Below are 24,552 nucleotides of genomic sequence, written 5' to 3'. Positions count from 1 at the left end.
TTTGCCACAACAACTTCACTCAAAGCTACGCAACAGCCTGATTTCTTCCGCCCAAAGTGATTCATCGGGAGTTTCGAGTACAATCGGCATGCCATTGAACCGCTCATCTTTCATAAAGCGTTTAAAGAAATCCATACCGATAAGCCCCTTTCCGATGCTATCATGGCGGTCCACACGAGTGCCCAACGCCTTTTTGGAATCATTCAAATGAATCGCGCGAAGAAAGCCGAAGCCCACCGTCTTATCAAAATCCTCGAATACCTTGTCGTACTCGTTTACAATATCATATCCTGCCGTATACGTGTGGCAAGTATCAAGGCAGACACCTACGCGGGACTTATCTTCCACCCGATCAATGATATACTTTAAATGCCAGAACTCATTGCCGACATTGCTGCCTTGCCCGGCTGTATTCTCAATGACCGCCGTAACGCCCTGCGTCTTACCCAACGCAATGTTAATGGATTCGGCAATCCTATCCAAGCAAGCCTCAACGGAAATCTTGTTCAGATGACTGCCCGGATGAAAATTCAGCAACTTCAAATCCAACTCTTCGCAACGCTGCATTTCATCCAAAAAGGCTGTACGGCTTTTCTCCAGCCCTTCTTCTTCCGGATGCCCCAAGTTTATCAGATAACTGTCATGGGGAAGAATGTAACGTGCATCCAAAGCATATTTCCCGCAATTCTCCTTAAATAAAGAGATGCTTTCCTGCGTCAGGGGCTTCGCCACCCACTGGCGTTGGTTCTTGGTAAACAGGGCAAAAGCGTTCGCCCCTATTTCATGGGCATTGACGGGAGCGAACTCCACACCGCCGCCGGCAGATACATGCGCGCCTATAAATTTCATATTTCGATTGTTGTTCATTTGTTTATTGTTCTTTCATAAATTCCCATTGAGACTTTTTCATATCTACAAAACCGTTTGCCTTGAACCGGACACCTTCATTTTCCAGCAACGCTCTTTGCTCCGTCCAGCCCGGTACCAGTCTGCCCTGACTGTTCACCACCCTATGGCAAGGCAGGTGCAAATCTTCCGGCACGTTGTGCATCGCCTGCCCCACCATACGCGAGCACTGAGGCCTGCCTACCAGATAGGCAATCTGTCCGTAAGTCACCACGCACCCCGTAGGAATAGCGGCAACAACGCTGTAAACATCTTGCAGAAAAACAGAGTGATTCATAAGATACAGTCATTCTTTCCGGCAAAGATAAGGCAAACGGAGAGTATAAAAAACAAGTCCGCTTATTTTTCACACCGAATGGCAGCATGGAATGCTTGCTTGTCAGAACAAGGACACACCTTTCTATTTATAGGAAAGTGCTTGCTCCAAGCGTGTTATAGGCGTTAGTGATATTCTGTTGGCGAAGTACTTCGCCTTTCGGAGTAAACAATATCTGATATTTCATCTGCATGTTCGGCTTGCCCACCTGTATGGCTACGATAGGCTGCCATTCGGGAAACTGCACCCATGTAACGTTCTGTACCACCCCGTCCGAAAACTCACTGGCGGCAAAAGCATTGAACACTGCGGCAGGCACTTCATCCAGCGTTTCCCAGTCCGTCTGTTTCATCACCCATTCGGCATCCGGAGTGAACCAGACCCTGGTGTCGAACCCGTTCATCACAAAATCTGCCACATAATATGCCTTGTCCTGCGACCAAGCTATGCCGGCGGCTGTGGGATACATCTTTTTAAGAGCTATTTGCACGCTGTCGGGAGCATAACCGGCAGAGGCGGATATAGATGCCAAAAGCATCAGAATCAATAAAGAAGTTTTCAATTTATTCATAACCGTTCAGGCATTAATGGTTCACCGCAAATGATACAACAAGCATGGATTACACCTATTATACTTATTACACGAATTATCACTGACTAATCAACAGTATTACTTCGTTTTTTGTTTGGTATTATACCTGTAAAGATTAATTTTGCAACATAAATCCATGAAAGCTATATGATAAATATATGCCCTGTTCTCCATAACAAGAAACAATACCTCGACCTCCTACTCCTGGCCGACGAGCAGGAATCCATGATAGACCGTTATCTGGAACGTGGCGAAATGTTCGTCCTGACAGATGCAGGCGACACAAAAGCCGCCTGTGTCGTTACTCGTGAAGCGGAAGATGTTTTCGAAATAAAGAACATTGCCACCCACCCGCAATGCCAACGGCAGGGATATGGCAGGATGCTGATGGAGTATCTTTTCAAGCGGTATGCAGGCAGATGCCGAACCATGCTCGTGGGTACGGGCGACAGTCCTCTGACCGTTCCTTTTTATGAAAGCTGCGGATTCACATATTCGCACCGCATCCCCGACTTCTTTACGGACAACTATGACCATCCCATATACGAAGCCGGCAAGCAACTGAAAGATATGATTTACCTAAAACGCAGCATGAATGAATAAAAATAATCCCCACCCATCACGCATCGCCCAAGAGCAACGCACCGTAGCGCAGATGATCCGCCTCTACTGCCGCAAGAAAGAGGGCAACAGGGAGCTATGCCCGCAATGCCGCGAACTGCTGGAATATGCACACATGCGCCTGTCCCGCTGTCCGTTCGGCGAAAAGAAGAACACTTGCAGACTCTGCACCATTCATTGCTACAAGCCCGAAATGAAAGAACGGATGCGTGAAGTGATGCGATATGCCGGTCCAAGGATGCTGCTCTATCATCCTGCCGCGGCACTCCGTCATCTATGGAAAGAGTACCTGCATCAATATTTCAGCAAACGCTTCGGGCTGCCATGCCAGGAACAGCACAAGCAATAGACTTCCGTCAAATCATACCCTTCCAAAGATGCTGCGGGGTCTTTGGGCACAATCTCCCCCTCGCGGGAAACGTATACCGGCAGGCGCTCTCCGCTGCTGTTCAGAACAAAAAAAGCCCCCACTTTACATTGGGGGCATATCATTTTACGCATCATCAGTTGAAGTAATATAAGAAGATGGCGATACCTTCGAGCGCTTTCTTCTTTTCGCCCTCTATTTCAATGGCAAATTTGATTTCAGCCTTCGCCACACCGCGCAGGTTTGCCAGCGAATGCAGAGATGCCACCAAACGGATACGCTGCCCGGACAGCACAGCCTGACCGAACTTCATCTTGTCCATACCATAGTTAATCATCATTTTCAGATTGTTCACCTCAATAATCTGGTTCCACAGATGAGGCAGCATGGAAAGGGTGAGGTAACCATGCGCAATGGTACTCTTAAAAGGACTTTCGGTTTTGGCACGTTCTGTGTCAACGTGAATCCACTGATGATCCAACGTGGAATCCGCAAAGAGATTGATACGTTCCTGACTTAGTTCCACATACTCCGAAACTCCGATTTGCTGACCTACCAACTTTTCAAAGTCCTCATACGAATTGATAATAACTTTTTTCATATATTTTTAATTTTATTGAGTAAATAGCATTGTTAACGGTAACAAAGATACCGTTTATCTCCGAATAAATTACAAACAGAGAGAAATAAGTCTGCTTCTTTTCATTTCTCCGCGTTTTTCTTTTCTCTAATCGAAGATTATCTGTATTTTTGTAAGCAAATGCATAAGTCTGATTAAAATATAAATTACCACAAATATTCCTGTATGGACGATAAACCGGATTACAATCTACTATCAGAAATAATGCGTAATGCCAATATGGGTTGGTGGGAAGCCGACCTGCAAAGCGAAAGTTACGTTTGTTCTGAGTATATCTCCAAACTGTTGGGGCTAAAGGAAGACGGTTTTATCAGTTTTGAAAATTTCAACAAACGCATCCTGAAAGAAGAACAGCCGCACACGACCATTCATTCCTTCGACAACATACAGCAGACAAACGAGGCTGTCTATCTGCTCAACACCACCAAGGGACCCGTATGGATGCGCAGCAAAATTTGCATGCAAAAAAACGAGGGGAAGGGAAACAGCAAGGTTTACGGCATAGCCGAAGTGCAAGATGGCCCATACATGTCGTCCGCCTCACAACTGTTGCAACAACGGGAACTGCTTTTGCACAACATCTACAAAAACTTGCCGGTGGGCATCGAGCTCTACAACATGCAAGGTGTGCTGACAGACCTGAATGACAAAGAACTGGAAATGTTTCATCTGCAACAAAAAGAAGACCTGCTGGGCATCAATATCTTTGATAACCCCATTTTCCCGGATGAGATGAAAGAGAAACTAAGGAAGTTCGAAGACGCAGACTTCACTTTCCGCTATGATTTTTCCAAAATAGGCAACTATTATAACTCGCAAAAGAAGACAGGAACCATGGAGCTGGTAACCAAAGTAACCACGCTCTATGACGAACATCACACGCCTATCAACTATCTGCTGATTAACGCGGACAAGACCGAAGCCACCATAGCTTACAACAAGATACAGGAATTCGAAAGTTTTTTTAAACTGATAGGCAACTACGCCAAAGTAGGATATGCCCACTATAATCTCCTCACCCAAAAAGGAGACGCCCAACACAGTTGGTATATCAACATCGGTGAGAAAGAAGAGACACCTCTGTCCGACATCATCGGAGTGTACAATCACATCCATCCCGATGACCGTCACTATATGTTAGATTTTCTTAATAACGCCCGAAAAGGAACAGAAAACAAATTCAACAAGGAGGTACGTGTACTCAGAGAAAACGGCAGCTGCTCGTGGACACACGTCAACTTATTAGTGAAAGTATATGCCCCCGAGCAAAACAGTATCGAACTGATTTGCATCAACTACGACATCACCCGGCTGAAAGAAACGGAAGCCATGCTGATACAGGCTAAAGAAAAGGCCGAAGAATCGGACCGACTGAAATCGGCTTTCATTGCCAATATGAGCCACGAAATACGTACACCGCTGAATGCCATTATCGGTTTCTCCGGCCTGTTGCCCTATATGGAAGACGCCAAAGAGCGCGAATACTATATCTCTCTGATAAATCACAACAACAAATTGTTGCTGAATATCATCAACGAGGTACTGGACTTGTCCAAGATAGAAGCCGGACACATGGAGCTGACTCCCGTCTGGTTCAGCCTCTCGGAACTGATTGACGAGAGCTGTACCGAATATCGAAGCAATGTTCCGGAAGGCGTAACACTCAAAAAACGTTACCCGGCATCTCCCTTCCTGATAGAACAGGACTCAATGCGCATCAAGCAGATACTGAGTAACCTCCTCTCAAACGCATTGAAGAATACGACACAAGGATACGTTGAAGTTTCCTACGAGACAGAGCAATCCGGAGTAAAGATAAGCGTTACGGACACCGGACGCGGAATACCTCAAGAAAAACTTGGCGTGATATTTGAACGGTTCGAAAAAGTAGACTCCTATATACAAGGCGCCGGATTGGGTTTGTCAATCTGTAAATCCATTATAGAACAGATGAACGGAACAATCGAAGTGGCATCCGTCTTGGGCGAAGGCAGCACGTTCACCGTAACGTTTCCCTGCCGGATACAGTTGGTGGAATCAAAACATACAGAATAAGAAATAGATATGATAGACCAGAAAGAGTTTACCCTCACCCCGCATCGACGCGGCTTTCACTTGATTACCGAAGAAATTACGCGCAACCTGCCGCCACTACCGCAAACCGGCATATTGCACCTGTTCATCAAACATACAAGCGCAGCCCTCACCATAAATGAGAACGCCGACCCGGATGTACAAACTGACATGGAAGCCATTTTCAACCGTCTTGTCAGAGAACGTGAGCCCTATTACCAACATACCTGCGAAGGTGATGATGATATGCCGGCACACGCCAAGTCCACCATTGCCGGAACCGGTCTCACCATTCCCATCACCAACGGACGGATGAATATGGGTATATGGCAGGGAATCTATCTGTGCGAATTCCGTAATCGCGGCGGTGGAAGAAGAATTGTAGCAACTGTCATCGGATAACTCCTGCCCATGAAGAAAGCCATTATCATAGGAGCCACCTCAGGCATCGGTCAGGAAGTGGCCCGTATACTTGTACAGCAGGGCTGGCGCATAGGCATTGCAGGCAGACGTGAAGACGTTTTGCTGCATATGCAGCAGGCCGTTCCCGGTCAAATTGAGATACAGTGTCTTGACGTGACAAAGAATGATGCCGCCTTACGCCTCAACGAATTGATAGACCGCTTGGGCGGTATGGACTTGTTTTTACTCAGCTCCGGCGTGGGCTTCCAGAACAGGAGTTTAGAACCGGAAATCGAACTCAACACCGCACGTACCAACGTTGAAGGGTTTATACGAATGGTTACAGCCGCTTTCCACCATTTCAAGAAAACAGGTGGCGGACATATTGCCGTCATCAGTTCCATAGCAGGTACTAAGGGATTGGGAGTAGCCCCTGCCTATTCTGCCACCAAGCGGTTTCAGAACACCTACATCGACGCATTGGCGCAACTGTCCCGGATGCAAAGACTCAATATCCGTTTCACCGACATCCGCCCGGGATTTGTGGCAACAGATCTGCTGCGAAACGGCAAGTACCCAATGCTGATGCGTGCCGACAAAGTGGCGCTATGCATCGTCCGGTCATTGGAACGGAAAAAAAGAACAGTCATAATCGACAGGCGCTATCGTCTGTTGGTATTCTTTTGGCGGATGATTCCGCGTTGGTTGTGGGAACGGTTGCCTATAAAGAATTGATTTCGTATCTTCACGCCAAGAAACCTAAAACACCCGAATTATGAGAAGAAATACCAGATATATAATACTCACAGCCACTGTCGCCTTGTGTACAGGCGTTTCACTACCTTTCCTCCTCGGAAGCAGCGTGCTGAATACGGAGCAGCAATCAGTAAAATCAGAAGTGCCCTATTGCGTCACCTCTCCCACCGTACCCTCCCAAATCTCTTTTGCCGGACAGGACGTAGACCTTCTGCGTTACGACCACCGCGAACGCATGGACCGCGAGCTGATGTCGTTCACCTATATGCACTCCACCACAATGCTCACCATAAAACGGGCAAACCGCTACTTTCCCGTCATAGAGCCTATATTGAAAGCAAACGGCATACCGGATGATTTCAAATATCTTGCCGTAATAGAAAGCGCCCTTAATCCTCTTGCCAAGTCGCCCGCCGGCGCAGCCGGACTGTGGCAGTTTATGTCCGGTACGGGACGCGAATTCGGTCTGGAGGTGAACAGCAATATTGACGAACGCTACCACGTGGAGAAAGAAACAAGAGCTGCCTGTAAATATCTGAAAGAAGCATATGCCAAATACGGCAACTGGCTCTGCGTGGCAGCTGCCTACAATGCCGGACAAGGACGCATCTCCACACAATTGCAAAAGCAAATGGTCAGTCAGGCCGCCGACTTGTGGCTGGTAGAAGAAACCTCCCGCTACATGTTCCGTCTGCTGGCAGCCAAGGCCGTCATCAGCAATCCCCAACGATACGGCTTCCTGCTGAAACGGGAACACCTCTACCCGGCCATCCCCTATACGGAAGTAACAGTTACCACAGGCATCGACAATCTGGCACAATTCGCCAAGAACAAGGGCATCACTTATGCCCAACTGAAAGATGCCAACCCCTGGCTGCGCGACACTTCATTGATGAATAAGAGCGGACGCACCTACATACTGAAGATACCAACCCAAGCCGGAATGCACTACGATCCGAAAAAGACCGTACCTTATAATAAGAACTGGGTAATCAATTAAAAAATGATGATGCAGGAGTTCCCGGAAATAATCGTGGAACGGATAGAATATGAAGATTTATTGCTGCTTCTCCGTCAGATACTTCCAATAGCGCACGGGCATATCCTGCCTGTGCTTGCGCGGATTCATCCTCTCCTTGATACAAATAGCCTTGAAATAGGTTTTCCAGAGTTGCTGGAAAAGTTTTTCATCCTTATCCATAAGGCTCTCATCAAGCATCCCCGTGACAAGGTGCCCCTCACGACTATCTTCGCCGAATGTCACTTGCCATACTTCCCTCAAATCGTAGTAATACCCGTATGCCCGCTTGATGTCATAAATCAGCCAGCGCTGGTCGGCAAAGCGGTCTTTAAAGTGCTCTGTCACTAAAGGGAGCGCATTTTTCTCCGGCTCTACGGCGGCAAAGTAAGTCCCGTCTGCCGCCTTTTGGAAGCGGATGAATTGCATCATGCGCATCCGTTCCCAGTCCACCCGCTTCCACATGCGCGAAAACTCCAAGACATCGGCATCGGCAAAGTTCGTTTCAATGGAACGGGGCGCATCTATCGCCTTGCGGATATAGCGGAACAAGAGCGGAGCGGTTTCCGGTTCTTCCGCCAGCCAACATTGAGCCAGACAAGCCAAAGCGGACTGTGAGAGTTTCTTTTGCAATCCACGCCAGACGCGCCGGGCTTTCTTCTCATCGGAAATCACCGTAAACACCTCGTCGTGAAACAACGGAAGCGGCTCTCCCTCTACTATCAAAGCATCTGGAAATGTGCGGCGGGAATAGGCTTCAAAAACGGAAGTCAGCAATCCCTCAAAGGTATTATCGTATAGAAAGACATTCATGCAACAGTCATTCTTCTTGGAAATCAAGCAATAACTGCCGTTCGTCCACTTGTTTTTTAGTTTTTTGTATTAAAAGGCTGCGCACTCTTTGTGGCGTCATTTCGTTCACCGTACGTATGGGCAGTTCACTGCAAGTGATGAAATACTGCGCTTTTTTCATCACCACCCCTATCTTCTTCAACTCATAGAAACCCAACTTAGAGAAGCGACGAGACGCCACAATCAGCCGAGCGGACTTCACCCCGATACCGGGCACGCGGAGTATCATTTCATAATCCGCCTTGTTTATATCCACAGGAAACTGTTCGGGGTGGCGCAACGCCCACGACAACTTAGGGTCTATCTCCAAGTCGAGGTCGGGATAAGCGTCATCCACTATCTCGTCTACCTTGAACTGGTAGAAACGCAACAGCCAATCAGCTTGATAGAGCCGGTTTTCGCGAACCAGAGGTGGCTGTTTCAAAACAGGCAGCCGCTTATCGTAAGTGTTCACCGAGATATAACCAGAGTAATAGACACGCCGCATGGTAGGCTCTTTATACAAGGAAGACGATAGATAAAGTATATCCTTATCCGTATCGGTGGTAGCGCCTACAATCATCTGCGTGCTTTGTCCTGCCGGAGCAAAACGGGGAGCATAGCGATACTTCTTGCATTCTTCCGCACTCTCCAGTACACCTTGTTGTATGTAGCGCATCGGGGCGAATACACTCTGGTGGTCTTTCTCCGGGGCGAGACGTTTCAAGCTCTCTTCTTTCGGGATTTCCACGTTGACGCTGAGACGGTCGGTATAAAGCCCAGCTTCCATCACGAGTTCGCAGCTGGCGCCGGGAATACTTTTCAGGTGGATATAACCATTGAAACGGTGCACCGTGCGCAGGTCTTTGGCGACGCGCACCAAGCGTTCCATAGTATAATCGGGATTACGCACCACGCCGCTGCTAAGAAACAAACCTTCGATATAGTTGCGGCGGTAGAACTCCATAGTAAGATCCACCAGTTCGCTCACGGAAAGAGTGGCTCGGGGCAAGTCATTAGAACGGCGGTTAATGCAGTAGGCACAATCGTAAATGCAGTAGTTCGTCAGCATCACCTTCAGCAGCGAAATGCAGCGCCCGTCCTCGGCAAAGCTATGGCAGATGCCCCAGCCGCCCACAGTATTCCCCACCATGCCCTTTTTATTGGAGCGCACAGTACCACTGGAAGAACAGGAGACGTCATACTTTGCCGATTCTACAAGTATCTTCAACTTATTTAATACGTTTTCATCCATAATACCCGAGACAAAAGTAAGCAAAATGCCTGGATTTCACGCATGAAATCCGGGCATTTATATCTTAAATAATGTTCGGCAAAGCATTAACATTCGCTCCGAATTTATCTTTGCACTTTACCAATAAAGTCTGTCCACTCTATAAAAGATGAAACGTCCCAACATTCAATAAAAAAGTTCAGGACTTTGTTAGAGAGAGAATTTATCAACTACAATCCCTTTATTATTTCACTTCCTACGAGCAAGAATGCTCCTACACCATATACATCGGTCGCATCATATCCCGCAGCTTTGGGAGCTGCACCTACCGGTTGGATATACCCCAATTTACCATCGGCATGCACTGCGCTTACAAGTGATCTCCAACCTTTTTCTAAAACCTTACCATAAGTTTTCTTCGGCAAATAACCATTCCTTATTCCCCAGGCTATCCCATAGCACATGAAAGCAGAACAACTATTTTCAGGCATATCATAAGAATCCGGATCTAAAAGGCTCGTACGCCAATCACCTCCTTTACATTGAGTAGCTTTCACTGATTCTGCCATTTCAACAAACAGACTGATGTAATAGTTACGGCTGGCACATCCTATTGGCAAATTATCAATAATCAAAGGAAGTCCTCCAAATACCCATCCGTTACCTCTTCCCCAAAACTGTTTTTTACCATTCTTTTCTCTCAAAGGAATGCGCTTGCAATCACGATAAAACAAATGTTCCTCCTTATCATAAAGCGAATCCACGCATGCTTTGTATTCGCTATCCATATAATCCAAATAAATCTTTTCGCCCGTTATCTGATATAATGCAGCATACACTGGAGGAGCCATAAATAAAGCATCCGACCATGACCAGCGTTCATCCTTGCCAATTGCATCGATTTTTAGCAAAGGAGCCTTGGAAGGATGACTGGCTACATAAAATGCACGTTCAAGCGTGGGTTGCAACATGCGCCTGTCTCCCATCTTGCGATACATTTCAATGAAAGCCTGCCCCACACAAATATCATCGGCATGATAAACACGATCCCACACATTCCAATTATGCTTCTCCCCTATTTCATTGACAAAATTATAGCAATCCTGATTACCAGATGTTTTACCCCATTCTGTCATCCCACGATATAAAGTACCGTTAGTCCAGTCGAGCTGATTATGCTTCACCTGTTCATGGTTAACAATCTGCCATTTGGCAACTGCATTACAAACTTTTTCTACATCACCTTTCTTCATACTACCCGAGAAAGGATTTGCCGCACATAAAGAACTTCCTATGAAAAGCATTGAAAATATAAGCTGTTTCTTCATACAATTAGTAAATTACAATATTATTAAAATAATCATTTTTTATTTTATAGGCAAATACTTCCGAATCTCATTCAATTGTTTTTGATTAGCCTCCACATTGTACATTCGCCTACGAGTATTGACTATCCATTTTGCATAAGGTATAATAGGAGCATTATCCATAAAATAAAACCACCTCGGAGTATTATATATAGACTGATAATAAAGGAAAACTTCATGATGTAAATGCATCTGTTTTACATTGTTGAAAGTTGTAATATCATTAAGTCTACCTGCATAAGCTCTCTGTACTTCCACCAAATCATTTTTAAAATCCATTAAGTTTTTATGCTCCATGTTTTCAATAGGTTCTAAATATTGGCGAAAGATATCAACAACTTGTGGGGGTAATCTTAGCTTCTCTTTTGTTTGACGCATGGTTTTATCCATATTCTCTAACATACCCTTTTTATCATAACTTACCCATATCTTTTTATTCTCTTCTAACGCCGATTCTTCCATACGTCCGAAAACACCTTTACCAAACAATGCAGATAACTGCCAGGGAGATAATATTTCTGCTAAAGGCCCTGATGTATACCAGTCTGTCTCTCTTAAATACTCCCAAACCAAAAGATATTTACGTACATCTTTCATCAACGTACGCGTTCTTGCCTCGTCATTTTTAGCCACAGCCTCATCAATATTAGCAAAAGTTTGTCCTAAAGGTATTTGATAACGATTCAGTAAAAAGTCTCTACGAAAAATGACATCATAATAATAAAATAATTTGGCTTGATCTCTATCCATTTCAGCTAAAAAAGTAAAGTTAGCCAAGCGCTTAGATGCTCTTAACCATTTATTAAAGGCATTCTCTTTTATAGCTAAATAACCATGTTCCTTCTTTTTATTTTGTGGATTAGTCTTAGTTTTGACTAACTTCCTTTCACCCGTTCCCTCAACAACCAACTGTGGCCCCTTACCCGAATAATGCTCACTGGCATAAAAATATAAATGCTCTCCCCACTGATTTTTTTGTGGTATCGCTTCAATGCACATGCCCTTATTTGATTCCGGGTGTTCCAACCAATCCTGTACCAAATCAGAGGGAATTTCGAATTCGACCCAGCCCCCTTCATCTTTTGATACTGTTTGCTTCTTTATAAGCGTATATGTCTTATCTTTCCATTTACCCCATGAACATCCTTTTGCTGATAGCTCACAAATCCCCATGCCTTCTTCCCAATTTTCTTTTCCCTCAACTTTATAAAGACCCACTTCTACTGGAAATAATTGAATAAAACAATTTGGTTTATACAAGCGTACCTTAGCAGAACGTATCTGATTAAATTTCACATCCTGCATATCAAACCTAAGCAACGACTTTGCCGTATGTTCCACGTATATTCCCACCATTTTACCAACCTCCAGAAGATATGCTCCTCCAAAGTTCAACTCACTAAATTCCCCATCTAACAAAGGGGCATCTTCTATCCGATTTTTATCAGAAATAATAAATGACTTAGCAGATAGTGGTATATTAAATATAAAATAAATCCCTATCAACAAACATATCCTTTTATACATATCATTCATATTTACGAGGATGCTTTCATTAGAAAACATCCTCATATGTCACTATTTAATTCTAAAATATCTAAATCCCATATTCCAATTAGGACTAACCCTATTCATTGTTGATACAGTATTTGTCACCAATAAATGCTTACTATTGGATTTTTCATTTATACTACCTCCCTTTCTGTACCCCGTGACATCATCACGCGTTTCATTAATCCATTCCCAAGTATTTCCTGTCATATCAAATATTCCTAACTCATTTTCTTTTTTCAACCCCGGAGCTTCAAGAGCAGCCCCGTCAGTCCAACCAACTTCAAGGACATTGTTGCTTCCACTATATTTAAATCCGGATGAACTTCCCCCACCAATGGCAGCATATTCCCAATATGCTGCCGGTGGAATCATTCCTCCTCTCCATTTTGCATATTCATAAGCCCCATACCATGATATAAATCCGGCAGCCTTTCCCGATCTTCCCTCTGCAGCACTCCAAGTATTCGAAACTGCATGATATTGAAACGATGCCTGAACTGGATTAGTATCGGGATTATAAACAATGAGTGGTTTATTGGGGAAATCGCTATTAATATGAGTATTAAAATTATCTCCCGTTGCACCATAAGCAGTTAAGAACTCAGCAAATTCATCCGTAGTTACTTCAAATTTTGCAACATAAAAATCAGACAAAGATGTATCGGTCACTTTAAGACATTTAGGACTGTATGTCGCTCCCGGAATATAAACCAACTCTGACAAATCCGGAATCTTGAAAGTTATAGCTTCACCATACCCTACACCAGTTACAGCGTTTACCGCATATGGACGAACATAATAGACTTTACCTGACGATAAATTTGTTATTGTTGTAGATATTTCGCCTAAAGCAGTTCCGGAAATAATAATCTTCTGGGAGGAAATTGTCGGTTCAGGTACATCTGCATAGCAGAATCCTTTCTCTGTAATATTAGAACCTCCCGTACGTATTATATTAGCTGATACATTCACCGAATTAGACGAACCTTGCAACATTGTCATATCCATTGCATAAGGTGCAGACTCAATGACGGGTTCTGATATTGGTAGTGTTTTGAAAGAAACAGGTTCTTCAGAGTAAGCAATTCCGTTACCGTTTTTCGCATAACTCCACATATAATAAATAGTATTTGGCTGAAGCCCTTCTAAAACTAAATCATAATCACCTAAATCTGTATTATCTGCCACAACACGTAACTTTGCTTCGTTCGCCTTATCCGAAGTTCCTGCACAAAAGCCCTTTTCAATAACATCAGATGCACCTTCATAAGCCAAATTTCCATATCCCTTAACTGATGTATAAGAAACCATTTCTTTTTCGTCAAATTGAGTAATTGAAACCAGTGGCGTCAGTTTTTCTTGTGTTTCAAATGAAAATTCTTCACTAAATCCGGTTCCAAAATCATTTTTAATGAAAGCTTTACAATAATAGGTTGTTTTAGGCAATAGCGATTGTATAGATACAGTAAATACTGAATCTTTAGGATTCATTTTTTCTGTAGTATGAACATAATACAACTTGTCATCAACATTTTCTGAAGCTAAGTCAATATCTCTTTCCGGCAATGCCTGCCTATTTGTCGTATAAACCACTCCTTTCACAATATCTTCCCCTTTCAATCCTCCATTAAATGTGATAGGGCAAGATAGCACTGCGCTATTTTCACTAAATTCTTTTAAAGTTATCACTCCTATTTCAGGAACTCCAGGTTCACGAGCTGTTACAAACGTTACAACATCTCCATACTTGAAACCTGAGACAACCTTTATATAGGCACGAACATTATATTCCGTATTAGGAGCTAAATTTACAATTTGACAAGCAAATGCCCCTTTTTTCGTATTACGTGCTCTAACCGTATCGTTTATAATTGTAGGCAAAGAGTTGTCTTTACTAAAACAAACACCCATTTCGAAAACATCTCCTCCTGTTGTAACAAAACCACCACCAATAGCACTCGAATGTTCTATTTCTGAAAGCTTTGCCGTAACAATCAAATCTTCTACATTCTTCTCGTCCTGACAAGAACTGAACACATGCAGAAACATGCCAACAGCAAACAATATAAATATCTTTTTCATACTTTCTGTTCTTTTGTTAGTTCATAAAGTTATCATCAAATCTCATAGCATCCTTAACAGCCAAAACATCTATGATATGTAATGCACCATTCGTAGGCTCAAAATTAGAATTTCTAACTGTCACTGTAAACTCACCAACATAACGAAATCTGAAATCTGCCAAACGATAGATAGACAAAGCGGTATGATTCATCGTTTTTACAATAAGATCCTTATTATCTTCCGTAACCTCAGGGCTTGTAGATAAATACTTTTCCCCATAAATAACATGAGTTTTCAACATCTTTTCCAAAATAGAAACAGGAACATCTTCTATTGTCTTCCATTTATAATTTTTATTTGAAGTTGCATTTAAGAAATCCTTAATAGCATCATCATTCGGAGCAAAAATAGTTCGTGTTACAGGATTACTGTAAAGAGTATCCAGTTCTGTTTTATCCAATATAGATATTAAATCTTTAAAAGTTCCAGGCTTATCATTCTCAACAGAAAGAATCCATTCATAAGCGTTCTTTGTTTTATCTAACCTCGTATAAACCGAATCGTCCCACTCTGCAGACGTTTGGAGCTCACAACCATTAAATAACAAGCATAAACATGTTATAAAGGAAACTCCTATTATCTTATATAATTTGTTCATAATCATAAGTTTTTTATATTTAATTATTCTCCAGTACTCTGATAATAAGGATTCTGTACAAGATTGGGATTCACTCTCATAACAGATGTGCCTACCGGCCAATAATAATTATAAGGATCAGTTATCTTTGTTGTCAAAGTTGGATTAACAAGTTCATCCACTCTGCCCGTCCTCACAACATCAAACCAGCGCTTTCCTTCTGCCAGAAATTCAATTGCTCTTTCCTCTAATATGGCCAATTCCACTTCATCCATACTATTTTTGTTTATATTAGTCAGAGGCGTTATTCTTCCAAACCTTTTTGCTCTCAAAGTTTCCACGATTTCAATAGCTTCTATTCTTTTACCTAATCTATTTAATGCTTCAGCTTTTAAAAGTTGAATATCAGGCCAACGGTATATTATTAAGTTATTATCATGTATTCCTCCCGATGGAAAATTTTTACCTGTATATTTCCATATTTCCGTTGTTTCGCTTTTTACGTCTTTTATAGTTTCGGCAACTCTTATATCTCCTTCATTCTGTCGATTTGCAAAAAGCTCCAAGCAAGTCAAATTAGGTCTAAAATCACAGTAACCAGTCCATCTACCATTGAAGCCACTGGTACTAAACTCTTCTTGTGAAAATTGCAATTCAAAAATAGATTCCTTCGAATTACCAGCACCAGCTTCATTAGTTGCAGATTTAAACATTTTACCCCAATCTGCCGGAGCTACATAATCATAGGATATATTTCCCATGGCATTTTTTAAACTATCCGCATAAATTACAGCTTCTTCATATTCATGCATCCACATTAATACATCCACTCGTAACGCATAAAAAGCAGAAAGAGTGGCCCTTCCTCTGTTTTTCCTATTATCTTTAGCATAATCTTTTACAATACCAATACGTGCCATATCCAAATCGGAAAGTACTTGTTCTAATAGTTTTTCCGAAGAAACCTGTTTCACAAACATTTCATCTTCTGTACTAGTAGTTGGTTCCGTCACTAAAGGTGCACTTTCCCAAATACGTGCAACATAAAAATATGCTAAAGCTCTCGCCCAGTAAGCCTCACTCAACAAGGCTGAACGCTGAGCATCAGTAAACGTCTTATCGACAACCTTCGGTATATTCTTTATACAATAATTAGCATACCCAATCCATATATAAAGAGGATCCCAACTTGCCGAACTCATACCTGAATTTAAAAGATTAGTAGTCAATCTTTCAGCTTGGTCCGAACTATTATCACGGGTTAGTAATCCTCCACGAGCATCTCCCCAATAGGCATAATTAGCTTTTAAGGCAACTTGCATCTGATTGTATATGCCTAATACAGCTGCTTCTGCTTCTTCTTTACTATTCCAAAAATTATCAAAAGTAAAATTACTGTCAGGACCAACATCTATGAGACTTTCACATGAATTTAACAATAACGAACAAGACATTATTATTAATATAATCCTTGATTTTATATATCTTTTCATACTTATACTGTTTAAATTATACCTTAAAATGAAGCTTTTAAGCCAAATGTGAAGGTACGCGCAGAAGGATATACTCCTGTATCACGACCTATTTCCAAAGCACTGGAGGTTGCATTAACTTCCGGATCATAGCCGGAATAATGACTAAACGTCAACAAATTGGTACCCGAAACATACACCCTCAAGTGAGTTAACATTGCTTTACTAATCCATTTCTTTGGTAACTCATAAGAAAGCATCACACTCTTAATCTTAAAATAAGAACCGTCTTCTATCCATCTATTAGACTGACGACCATTTGATTTAGGATCTTTACGCATAGCAATAGGTACATTAGTCACATCACCCGGCTTTCTCCAACGATTTAAAACATCACGTGTGGCATTGTTTACAGCATCCATACCGTCCTGAGTTGAACGGACGTCATTATATATATCATTGCCATATGAGAAAGTTGTATATATATTTAAAGAAACACCTTTATATGAAAACTCATTGGAAAACCCTCCATAGAAAAGAGGCTGTCCGCAACCTATAATCTTTCTATCGCTATCATCTATAATACCATCACCATTAATATCCTCCCATTGAACATCTCCTCCAGTAAAAGGTGCACCACCGGCACCAAACAATAATTGATACTCTTGAACTGTGCCATCTGGTTTCATTCTTACATAGTAATTATCTTCGTCACGAGAATAAACCCCCAACATATTCCAGCCATAAAATGATCCGACAGGCTCTCCTTCGCGTACAATACTGCGTCCTGATAAGATATCGGCACCATCTGGCAATTTATCAACAATAGTTCTATCAAACGATATGTTGAAGTCGGAGGTCCAGTTAAATTTACCTTTGATATTTACTGTATTAAGTTGCAATTCAAGTCCTTTTGTACTCAAATTACCTAAATTAGACCACACAGAACCAAATCCCGATGTTTGAGGTAACCTCACATTAAACAAAAGATCTTTAGTTTTCTTCAAATAGATGTCCCCTATAAAATTGATTCTATTATTCAGGAAATTCAAATCCAAACCTAAATTATACTGTTCGGTATTCTCCCAAGTCAGATTCGGATTCTTCAAACTTGTAGGATAAATAGCCTGACTTCCCATATAATTACCAGTTACTGCATAGGCTCCATGAGTAATAAAATTCGGAATACTTTCATTGCCTGTTAAAGCATAACTAAAACGTATTTTACCATTAGAAAGAAAACTTAAAGATTTCATCCATGACTCATCCGAAAACCTCCATCCTAATTGTACAGACGGGAAATTACCATATTTCTTATTATTTCCAAATCGGGAAGAACCATCTCTACGAATACTTGCAGTAAACAAATACCTGCTCATATAATCATAATTAACACGTGCCAAATAAGAAATAATAGCATGTTTAGTATTTTGCGTATATGCTTTTGTTATGACAGACGCTGCATTTAAAGTAGTAATACTGCCCGAAGAATATCCTTCACCATCTATGCCTGTATATTCTGATTGCCAAGACTGCTGGGTATATCCGGCCATTAATGCCAAATTGTGTTTTTTATTGAATGTTTTATTATAAAACAAAAGATTCTCATTTACCCAGGTGAAACTTTTTGTCGAACGGGTTCTTGCCTGATATTGACCCTTGCTATCCAATATCTTATCTGCAAAAGAATCTTCTTTCGTTATAGAAAGATCATAAGCAAAGTTTGTTTTAAAACGCAAATTCTTAGTGAAGAATAATTCTATATATTCGTTTGTCACAATTCTATTATTATGGCTATTACGCTTCGCAGCCTGCGCAGCTGCATAAGGACTAGTCTTTCCGGATAATCTTCCAATCAAACTGCCATCGGGATTATGTGAACTAAACACAGGAGGATACGTTAAGACTGCAACCACAGACGCTTCGCTATTTCCCTGAGTAGTTCTCTTATTACGACCGTCATTAATAGACGTACTGCTCCCAACCTTAAGCCATTTATTAGCACGATAGTCTACATTTATACGAGTCCCGATACGTTTATAACCCGTATTTATTACAGTTCCTTCCTGATCAAGATAAGAAGCACTCATTGCATAACGCAAATCTTTTGTTCCTCCTGATATACCCAAGTCATATTTCTGCTGAATTGCGCTCTGATAAACCATTGATTGCCAATCATTATCTGCACTTGTTGTTGGATTCAAAGAATCAACTACCTGCCAAATCGGCTTTGGGTCTCCTGCATTTTCATACTCATCCAATATCAATTCTGAATATTGGCGCCCGTTTAATACCGCTTTTTTCTTGGCAATATTGCTAACTCCCAATGAAGCATTAAAAGTTATAACCGGTTTTCCGCTTTTTCCTCTTTTCGTAGTTATAATAACAACTCCGTTTGCTGCACGTGAACCATAAATAGACGCTGACGCAGCATCTTTAAGGACTTCAATTGAGGCAATATCCGAAGGATCTATATTTGCTAACGGACTCAAGGCAGTTCCACCATGATTCATCTGTGTATTTTCTACCTGTATAGGTACATCATCTACAATATATAAAGGTTCAATACCAGAATTCAAAGACGATTGCCCACGAATTCTCATAGTAATACCTCCACCGGGTTCCCCACTATTAGCTATAATAGAAACACCTGCTGCTTTTCCCTGAAGAAGTCCTTCTAAAGATTGAGAAGCATCTTGTTCTATCTGCTTAGATGTCACAGAAGATATTGCACCCGTTAAATCACGTTTAGCCACAACACCATAACCAACAATCGTTACTTCTCCCAATTCTGTAACATTCTCTTTCATGGTGACATTCACACTCCCTCTCCCTTTTATCGGAATTTCTTCTGTTACATACCCCATAAAAGAGAAAACCAAAGTAGCATCCAGATTAGGTACCGAAACTGAATATTTGCCATCCAAATCTGTAATTGTCCCACCAGAAGAATCTTTGACTTTGACAGTTACTCCAATCAAAGGTTCCCCTTCTGCTAAAACAGTTCCTTTGACTATCTGCTGTGCATATGCACCCAAAGGAATCCAAAGCAATATACTCAATAGAGTAATCACTACATACTTAAAATTCAACATGCTGTTCTTCATAGATTATCATTTAAAATCAAATATTTATCTTCCAGTCACCTTATACTCTGCTTCCTTCCCCGGCACATCAAAATAGGCAGCTTCTGCATAACCGTTTCTGCAATACAGGGAAATTCCGCTTCGTTTCATTACACTCTTTCGAGGAGAAAGAGCCTCAAATGTTATATCTCCGTCGCGCAGAGAAAGACTCACTTTATTATTTGTCATATTCACGCGTGTCATTTCTTCACCATCATCTACCAACATCGGGTAGTACACCCGCATAGATTGTACCTCTCCCTGCAAGTTATCTTTCACGATCAAGCCTTTTTCGTTAATGGTGAATTGTTGGGTTATCCGGGACACTCCCCCGAAGTTACCTATATAAGCTACTTCAAAACTTACTTTTTGGAGAGTCTGTTCTTTTATAGTAACTTTAATCTCAGGTAACGATGTACCCGTATATGCCGAATAGAGTTCTGTATTAGGATAACTTATATTAGTATACTCCGCCAAACGATGTTCCACTCCTTCTTTATCGAACCATGCAGGACCAACTGATAACAATTCTCCTCCCAAATCCTTCTTCTTTTTATTGTCCCATTTATGCGGTATTGCATCCGTAGGCCCCAATTGAGGATTACTATTCTTCAAGTGAATACGAATCAATCCCGTAGCATTGTATCTCGGATCTCCGCTGAGCTCATATTCAATGTAATTACCTCCTACATTAGCAAAGAGTTTATGAAACACATCCTGCATGGGAATGATATATCCTCCCACATCGGCAGGTGAAGGCAGTTCCTCTATGGAATCATCAGCATAGAGATAAGCAACCGACATCAGCCAACAGGCAAGTAAATTGTATTGTGATTGTGCTGAATAACTTTCATAACCATGCATCGTTTCTATCGGAAAACGGTTCTTAACGATGAATCCTGAACCGTCTTCACGTTTCCAACGGGAAATACTTTTCAGTGACAGATGAGCCGCACGTTTAAATGCTCCAGCTTCTTTCATTTTCCCTTGAGATGCATACTGGGATGCATAGATTTCATAGGTAACTGCTGCTGCTGCTTCATTCCAGATATGCTGTGCACTCCGTCCACCTGTGGGAACCTCCCCGTAAGGCGACTGCATAAATATTGAAGTCCATGCACCGTCAAGAAGTTTACGAGAATAGAAATCTTTGCAAGCCCCATCATATCCTTCCACAAGAATAGAAGTCATGAATTGACGGGTAAATTCATCATACACCATCGGCGGATTGGTTTTGCTATCAATGTACAGTCCGTTGGCAGACATGTATTGTTTTTGATGTTCAAAATGTATTTCAAGAAAGTTCCTGTCTATGGCTATGTTTTCTTTCATGCGGATATATTCTCCCGCCAAAGCCACCACATTATGATTATAACAGAATTTCTTTTTCTGCAAATTATCTTTATATAGCAAATAAGGATCGACTTCGGCTATTTTCTCTTTCCATACGGTCATCTGTGCTTCCGATACATATCCTTTATATAAATCAAGTGCTAACATAATGGGTTGAATGAAAAACTCTCCGTGATGATGCGCGCAGCGGTTTTCATTCATTTCGGCAATGGAGCAATCCAATGCTCTGATGCCGCTCTTAAGAAGTATAGCGTCTTTTATAAAACCTGTTTTATTAAGCAAACCCACCGAAAGAGCATAACACGGAGTAGAGTATTGCCATTCTATTTTATAAACAGGATCAATAATAGCGCCAGTTTCCTTATTCTGATAAGGATAGAAAGCCCTAACCTGTCGTTCTATCTGAACCAGATATTCCTTATTATCAAATCCCGTAGCAGTAAAACCGATACATTTGGTTTGATTTTTCAAAAAGCTTATTATCCTGTCGCCATAAGGATGATTTGCATAGATAGTTTCAGCCTGAGCCGGCAGGATATTTACTACTTTCCGCAAGGATGAAGTCGCAAACAGACTGCTCTGAATCAGCAAGCTACTTAACAAGATAAATAGTGTTTTCATAGTAACATACACAATTTTGGTTATACTTAGTCTCTTTACTTCATAGACCTAACCCACCTACATAATTTTACAGTTTTATTGCCTTATCCAAACGGACATCCGGACACCCGCCCCATATTCTCTTGCCCGTCCATGCTGCATAAGGAGCTGTCCAGAATTTACTGTTTACAGGAAGCCCCAATGCTACGAATACCGAAGTGCACAAGTAAAGGCTTCCTGTAGATATATATCTTTCAGCAATGGCTGGCTGATGTCCACAAAAACCTAATGTAAGCCAACCTTTAGAGTCGAAATTACCGGAGACATTCATATGTTTTTTTATCACAGCCGTCAGGCCGCAACGTACTTGATTTTCCGTTACACTTGCGGGAAGATAACCCTGAAGCGCAGCCTGCGAAAGAACCTGAAAAGTCCCAAAGCGATAAGCTATGGAGCGGCCGACCACGGGATAGGAACCATCTGGTGAAATGAAACGTTCCTGCTGTTCCGCATACCGGGTGAAACGCGCTTTCTCAATGTTGAAGAACTCTTCCTCACCTTTCTTGTGTTTATGCATGACAGTCAATACATCAAGCAGCATGGGGTGGATGACATAGCTATTATAATAATCCATGTGCAAGTTTGCTCCGTCTCCATACCAAGCATCCCCTTTATACCATTCCTTGAATCGTTGCAGTGCATATTCCACAGGATCTGGATTCCACTTACCGGTAAATTCAAGAATTGCAGCCTCAACTATGGCCGAGAATAATAACCAATTGCTTTCAACGGGTTTTATCTTTCTGATATCCTGTAAAGCATTCAGCACATCCTGTTTAGTCTTAGAAGAAAGATTTCCCCAAACCTGTTTCGGTGCACGAAGTAACCCTTGACAGAAAAAGGCAGCGTCAACCAAAGGCTGACGTGTTGTTACGAAATTAAGATAGTCGGGAGATGCCGGGTCAAAACCATGAGCTATGGATTTCACCATAAGGTCTATATACTTAGCCCTTAGCTTTCCCTCCGGCGAGCTATCCGGACCGAGTTCTAACCACGGGGCGATTCCTGTTAGTAACCTGCCCAATGCTTCTAAATGGGTGGTCTTGATGTTCGGAGGATTCGTAACACCCGATGCTGTTTCCACAGGCATTGCTTTCTTTAAATTACCCTCACTCATATTTACCAATACAGGATCGGCTATTTTCGTGAGTACACTCACCCAATATTCCCGGTCTTGCAGCCCGGTTGTTTCCTGAGCCGTCGTCATGTTTGTTTGATAGAATATCACTACCAAAGTAGTACATATTTTACAGATCACATTTTTCATCATATCTTTTCGTTTTTCGTCTTTTATTCTTTAATAAATTTGTCTATCGAAAATGCTTCACCAGAGAAAGCCTTCTTACTTGTCCAGTTTTCGGGAGGGGCTGCCCAAAATTCATCTGTCGCAGGCAGACCAAGAGTAACAAACCCCAGACTGCACAAATACACACAAGGAGTAGACAGATAAACATCCCCTAATTCTGACTGGTTACCGCATACGCCGATAGTAAGCCATCCTTTATCATCGAATGTTCCAGGCTGTTCAAACAATCGTTCCATTACGGCAGTCAATGCACAACGAACCTGTGCCGGTTTAATGGTTTCGGGAAGTTCTTTCATCAAAGCCGTACGTGCCAAAACTTGAAAAGCAGCAAAACGATAAGTAACTGAGCGGCCTATAACGGGATAAGTGCCGTCAGGTGCAATCATCCGTTCCTGTATCTCAGCATAACGCTTGAAGCGAATTATTTCCTTATTATAGAATTCCTGATATTCGGGTTTATACTTTTTTGTCACTTCAAGTACTTGAAGCAGTAAAGGATGAATAACATAGCTGTTATAATAATCCAAGTGGAACGCCGCTCCGTCACCATAAATACCATCACCTTTATACCATTCAGCATGAGAGTCTAAAGCATGTTTCACTACATCAAAGTTCCATTCACCGGAAAATTCTTTCAGCCCACACTCAACCATTGCTGAAAAAAGCAGCCAATTATTGTTTCCTGGCTTCATGGTACGAGTAGATTTCCATTGCTCTATCAGCCTTTCACGGGTTACTTCATCAAGATTTCCCCAAAGCTGCACCTGCGCTTTCATTAAGCCCTGTATAAGGAATGCGCTGTTGACAAGAATTTGGCGGGTAGCCGTACTATTGAAGTAATCATTTGAAACTGGATTTACCGAGTTTGCTAACGCTTTGCAAGACATCTCGATATACTTCGCACGCAATTGACCTTCGGGAGTTTCATCAGGACCAAGCTCCAGCCATGGTGCCAAGCCGGCAAAGGTTCGCCCCACCGACTCCATGTGTGTAACAAATTCACGGGTACTTGCCTTGGCAGAGGAAGAACGTCCTACTGGAATACTGACTTTGAGTTTATCCTCACTAAGATTACGAATAACAGGATCTGCTATCCTGATTAATGTATTTACCCAATACTCCCGGTCGGCTACCGGAGTTGAATTTTCTATTGCTTTCACTTTTGGGAAAGCAACAAAAGCTGAAACAAATAATACAATAATTGTGTTTCTCATAAATTATATTTTTTTGTCGAAAGCAAAGATAGAGGATAGGCCGC

The 24,552-nt window shown here is 42.0% G+C and carries 22 protein-coding genes; 6 read left to right on the top strand and 16 right to left on the bottom strand.

From position 1 onward, the window contains the following. Window positions 1-15 precede the first annotated feature (15 nt). The 3 genes from nfo to NQ546_RS08615 all read right to left on the bottom strand — a co-directional run bounded on the left by nfo (window position 16) and on the right by NQ546_RS08615 (window position 1,793). Window positions 16-849, bottom strand: a complete 834-nt coding sequence (gene nfo / locus NQ546_RS08625) for a deoxyribonuclease IV (RefSeq protein ID WP_004294172.1) — start codon at window positions 847-849, stop codon at window positions 16-18. Between the two features lie 22 nt (window positions 850-871). Further along, window positions 872-1,183 carry an MGMT family protein gene (locus tag NQ546_RS08620; RefSeq protein WP_004289727.1) on the bottom strand — a complete coding sequence of 104 codons (312 nt, stop codon included), beginning with the start codon at window positions 1,181-1,183 and terminating at the stop codon, window positions 872-874. 127 nt (window positions 1,184-1,310) lie between these two features. Continuing rightward, on the bottom strand, window positions 1,311-1,793 hold the full coding sequence (locus tag NQ546_RS08615) for a PepSY-like domain-containing protein (protein ID WP_004289726.1): 483 nt from the start codon (window positions 1,791-1,793) through the stop codon (window positions 1,311-1,313). Between the two features lie 168 nt (window positions 1,794-1,961). Between NQ546_RS08615 and NQ546_RS08610 the strand changes: the two genes are divergently transcribed. Both NQ546_RS08610 and NQ546_RS08605 read left to right on the top strand, forming a co-directional pair. Beyond that, window positions 1,962-2,417: a GNAT family N-acetyltransferase gene (locus NQ546_RS08610; RefSeq protein WP_004289725.1), complete on the top strand. Its 456-nt coding sequence runs from the start codon at window positions 1,962-1,964 to the stop codon at window positions 2,415-2,417. Then, the gene (locus NQ546_RS08605) at window positions 2,410-2,784 is read left to right on the top strand and encodes a nitrous oxide-stimulated promoter family protein (RefSeq protein ID WP_004289724.1); all 375 of its coding nucleotides are present in this window, start codon (window positions 2,410-2,412) and stop codon (window positions 2,782-2,784) included. Before NQ546_RS08610 ends, NQ546_RS08605 begins: the two co-directional genes overlap by 8 nt. Here the strand turns inward: NQ546_RS08605 and NQ546_RS08600 are convergent. Together NQ546_RS08600 and NQ546_RS08595 are read right to left on the bottom strand one after the other, a co-directional pair. After that, window positions 2,730-2,936: a hypothetical protein gene (locus NQ546_RS08600; protein ID WP_081446759.1), complete on the bottom strand. Its 207-nt coding sequence runs from the start codon at window positions 2,934-2,936 to the stop codon at window positions 2,730-2,732. The two genes, NQ546_RS08605 and NQ546_RS08600, sit on opposite strands and share 55 nt — an antisense overlap. A gap of 2 nt (window positions 2,937-2,938) precedes the next feature. After that, complete coding sequence (locus NQ546_RS08595) at window positions 2,939-3,403, bottom strand: MaoC family dehydratase (RefSeq protein WP_004289723.1); 465 nt, start codon at window positions 3,401-3,403, stop codon at window positions 2,939-2,941. 204 nt (window positions 3,404-3,607) lie between these two features. On the opposite strand from NQ546_RS08595, the gene NQ546_RS08590 reads away from it, so the two are divergent. Genes NQ546_RS08590 through NQ546_RS08575 form a run of 4 tightly spaced genes read left to right on the top strand, consistent with a single transcriptional unit; the run spans window position 3,608 to window position 7,673 of the window. After that, window positions 3,608-5,497: a PAS domain-containing sensor histidine kinase gene (locus NQ546_RS08590; protein ID WP_004289722.1), complete on the top strand. Its 1,890-nt coding sequence runs from the start codon at window positions 3,608-3,610 to the stop codon at window positions 5,495-5,497. A 9-nt stretch (window positions 5,498-5,506) separates the two neighbouring features. Beyond that, on the top strand, window positions 5,507-5,917 hold the full coding sequence (locus NQ546_RS08585) for a secondary thiamine-phosphate synthase enzyme YjbQ (protein ID WP_004289721.1): 411 nt from the start codon (window positions 5,507-5,509) through the stop codon (window positions 5,915-5,917). A gap of 9 nt (window positions 5,918-5,926) precedes the next feature. Next, window positions 5,927-6,652 carry an SDR family NAD(P)-dependent oxidoreductase gene (locus tag NQ546_RS08580; RefSeq protein WP_004289720.1) on the top strand — a complete coding sequence of 242 codons (726 nt, stop codon included), beginning with the start codon at window positions 5,927-5,929 and terminating at the stop codon, window positions 6,650-6,652. 40 nt (window positions 6,653-6,692) lie between these two features. Next, window positions 6,693-7,673 carry a lytic transglycosylase domain-containing protein gene (locus tag NQ546_RS08575; protein WP_039953146.1) on the top strand — a complete coding sequence of 327 codons (981 nt, stop codon included), beginning with the start codon at window positions 6,693-6,695 and terminating at the stop codon, window positions 7,671-7,673. A 57-nt stretch (window positions 7,674-7,730) separates the two neighbouring features. On the opposite strand, the gene NQ546_RS08570 is transcribed toward NQ546_RS08575, so the two are convergent. The 11 genes from NQ546_RS08570 to NQ546_RS08520 all read right to left on the bottom strand — a co-directional run bounded on the left by NQ546_RS08570 (window position 7,731) and on the right by NQ546_RS08520 (window position 24,508). Beyond that, entirely contained in the window at window positions 7,731-8,504 is a 774-nt protein-coding gene (locus tag NQ546_RS08570) for a TIGR03915 family putative DNA repair protein (protein WP_004289718.1), read from the bottom strand. 7 nt (window positions 8,505-8,511) lie between these two features. Continuing rightward, window positions 8,512-9,777 (bottom strand): putative DNA modification/repair radical SAM protein, encoded by a 1,266-nt coding sequence (locus tag NQ546_RS08565; RefSeq protein ID WP_039953144.1) that lies wholly within the window; start codon window positions 9,775-9,777, stop codon window positions 8,512-8,514. 209 nt (window positions 9,778-9,986) lie between these two features. Next, a complete protein-coding gene (locus tag NQ546_RS08560) occupies window positions 9,987-11,084 on the bottom strand; it encodes a glycoside hydrolase family 88/105 protein (protein ID WP_004289715.1) in 1,098 nt (365 codons plus the stop codon). Between the two features lie 39 nt (window positions 11,085-11,123). Continuing rightward, window positions 11,124-12,659, bottom strand: a complete 1,536-nt coding sequence (locus NQ546_RS08555; protein ID WP_167319253.1) for a DNRLRE domain-containing protein — start codon at window positions 12,657-12,659, stop codon at window positions 11,124-11,126. A gap of 42 nt (window positions 12,660-12,701) precedes the next feature. Beyond that, window positions 12,702-14,759: a formylglycine-generating enzyme family protein gene (locus tag NQ546_RS08550; RefSeq protein ID WP_004289713.1), complete on the bottom strand. Its 2,058-nt coding sequence runs from the start codon at window positions 14,757-14,759 to the stop codon at window positions 12,702-12,704. A 16-nt stretch (window positions 14,760-14,775) separates the two neighbouring features. Beyond that, window positions 14,776-15,399 carry a fasciclin domain-containing protein gene (locus NQ546_RS08545; RefSeq protein WP_167319252.1) on the bottom strand — a complete coding sequence of 208 codons (624 nt, stop codon included), beginning with the start codon at window positions 15,397-15,399 and terminating at the stop codon, window positions 14,776-14,778. A gap of 23 nt (window positions 15,400-15,422) precedes the next feature. Then, window positions 15,423-16,871 carry a RagB/SusD family nutrient uptake outer membrane protein gene (locus NQ546_RS08540; protein WP_004289711.1) on the bottom strand — a complete coding sequence of 483 codons (1,449 nt, stop codon included), beginning with the start codon at window positions 16,869-16,871 and terminating at the stop codon, window positions 15,423-15,425. Between the two features lie 23 nt (window positions 16,872-16,894). Then, window positions 16,895-19,957 (bottom strand): SusC/RagA family TonB-linked outer membrane protein, encoded by a 3,063-nt coding sequence (locus NQ546_RS08535; protein WP_004289710.1) that lies wholly within the window; start codon window positions 19,955-19,957, stop codon window positions 16,895-16,897. Window positions 19,958-19,981: 24 nt separating this feature from the next. After that, window positions 19,982-21,949: a hypothetical protein gene (locus NQ546_RS08530; RefSeq protein WP_004289709.1), complete on the bottom strand. Its 1,968-nt coding sequence runs from the start codon at window positions 21,947-21,949 to the stop codon at window positions 19,982-19,984. Window positions 21,950-22,016: 67 nt separating this feature from the next. Then, complete coding sequence (locus NQ546_RS08525; RefSeq protein WP_050764428.1) at window positions 22,017-23,255, bottom strand: DUF2264 domain-containing protein; 1,239 nt, start codon at window positions 23,253-23,255, stop codon at window positions 22,017-22,019. A gap of 23 nt (window positions 23,256-23,278) precedes the next feature. Further along, window positions 23,279-24,508 carry a DUF2264 domain-containing protein gene (locus NQ546_RS08520; RefSeq protein ID WP_004289707.1) on the bottom strand — a complete coding sequence of 410 codons (1,230 nt, stop codon included), beginning with the start codon at window positions 24,506-24,508 and terminating at the stop codon, window positions 23,279-23,281. Window positions 24,509-24,552: the final 44 nt, after the last annotated feature.

The sequence above is a fragment of the Bacteroides eggerthii genome (assembly GCF_025146565.1).
In the GTDB taxonomy this organism is placed as follows: Bacteria; Bacteroidota; Bacteroidia; order Bacteroidales; family Bacteroidaceae; genus Bacteroides; species Bacteroides eggerthii.
Note: the sequence above shows the minus strand (reverse complement) of the source record. Positions and strands in the feature narration are given on the sequence as shown.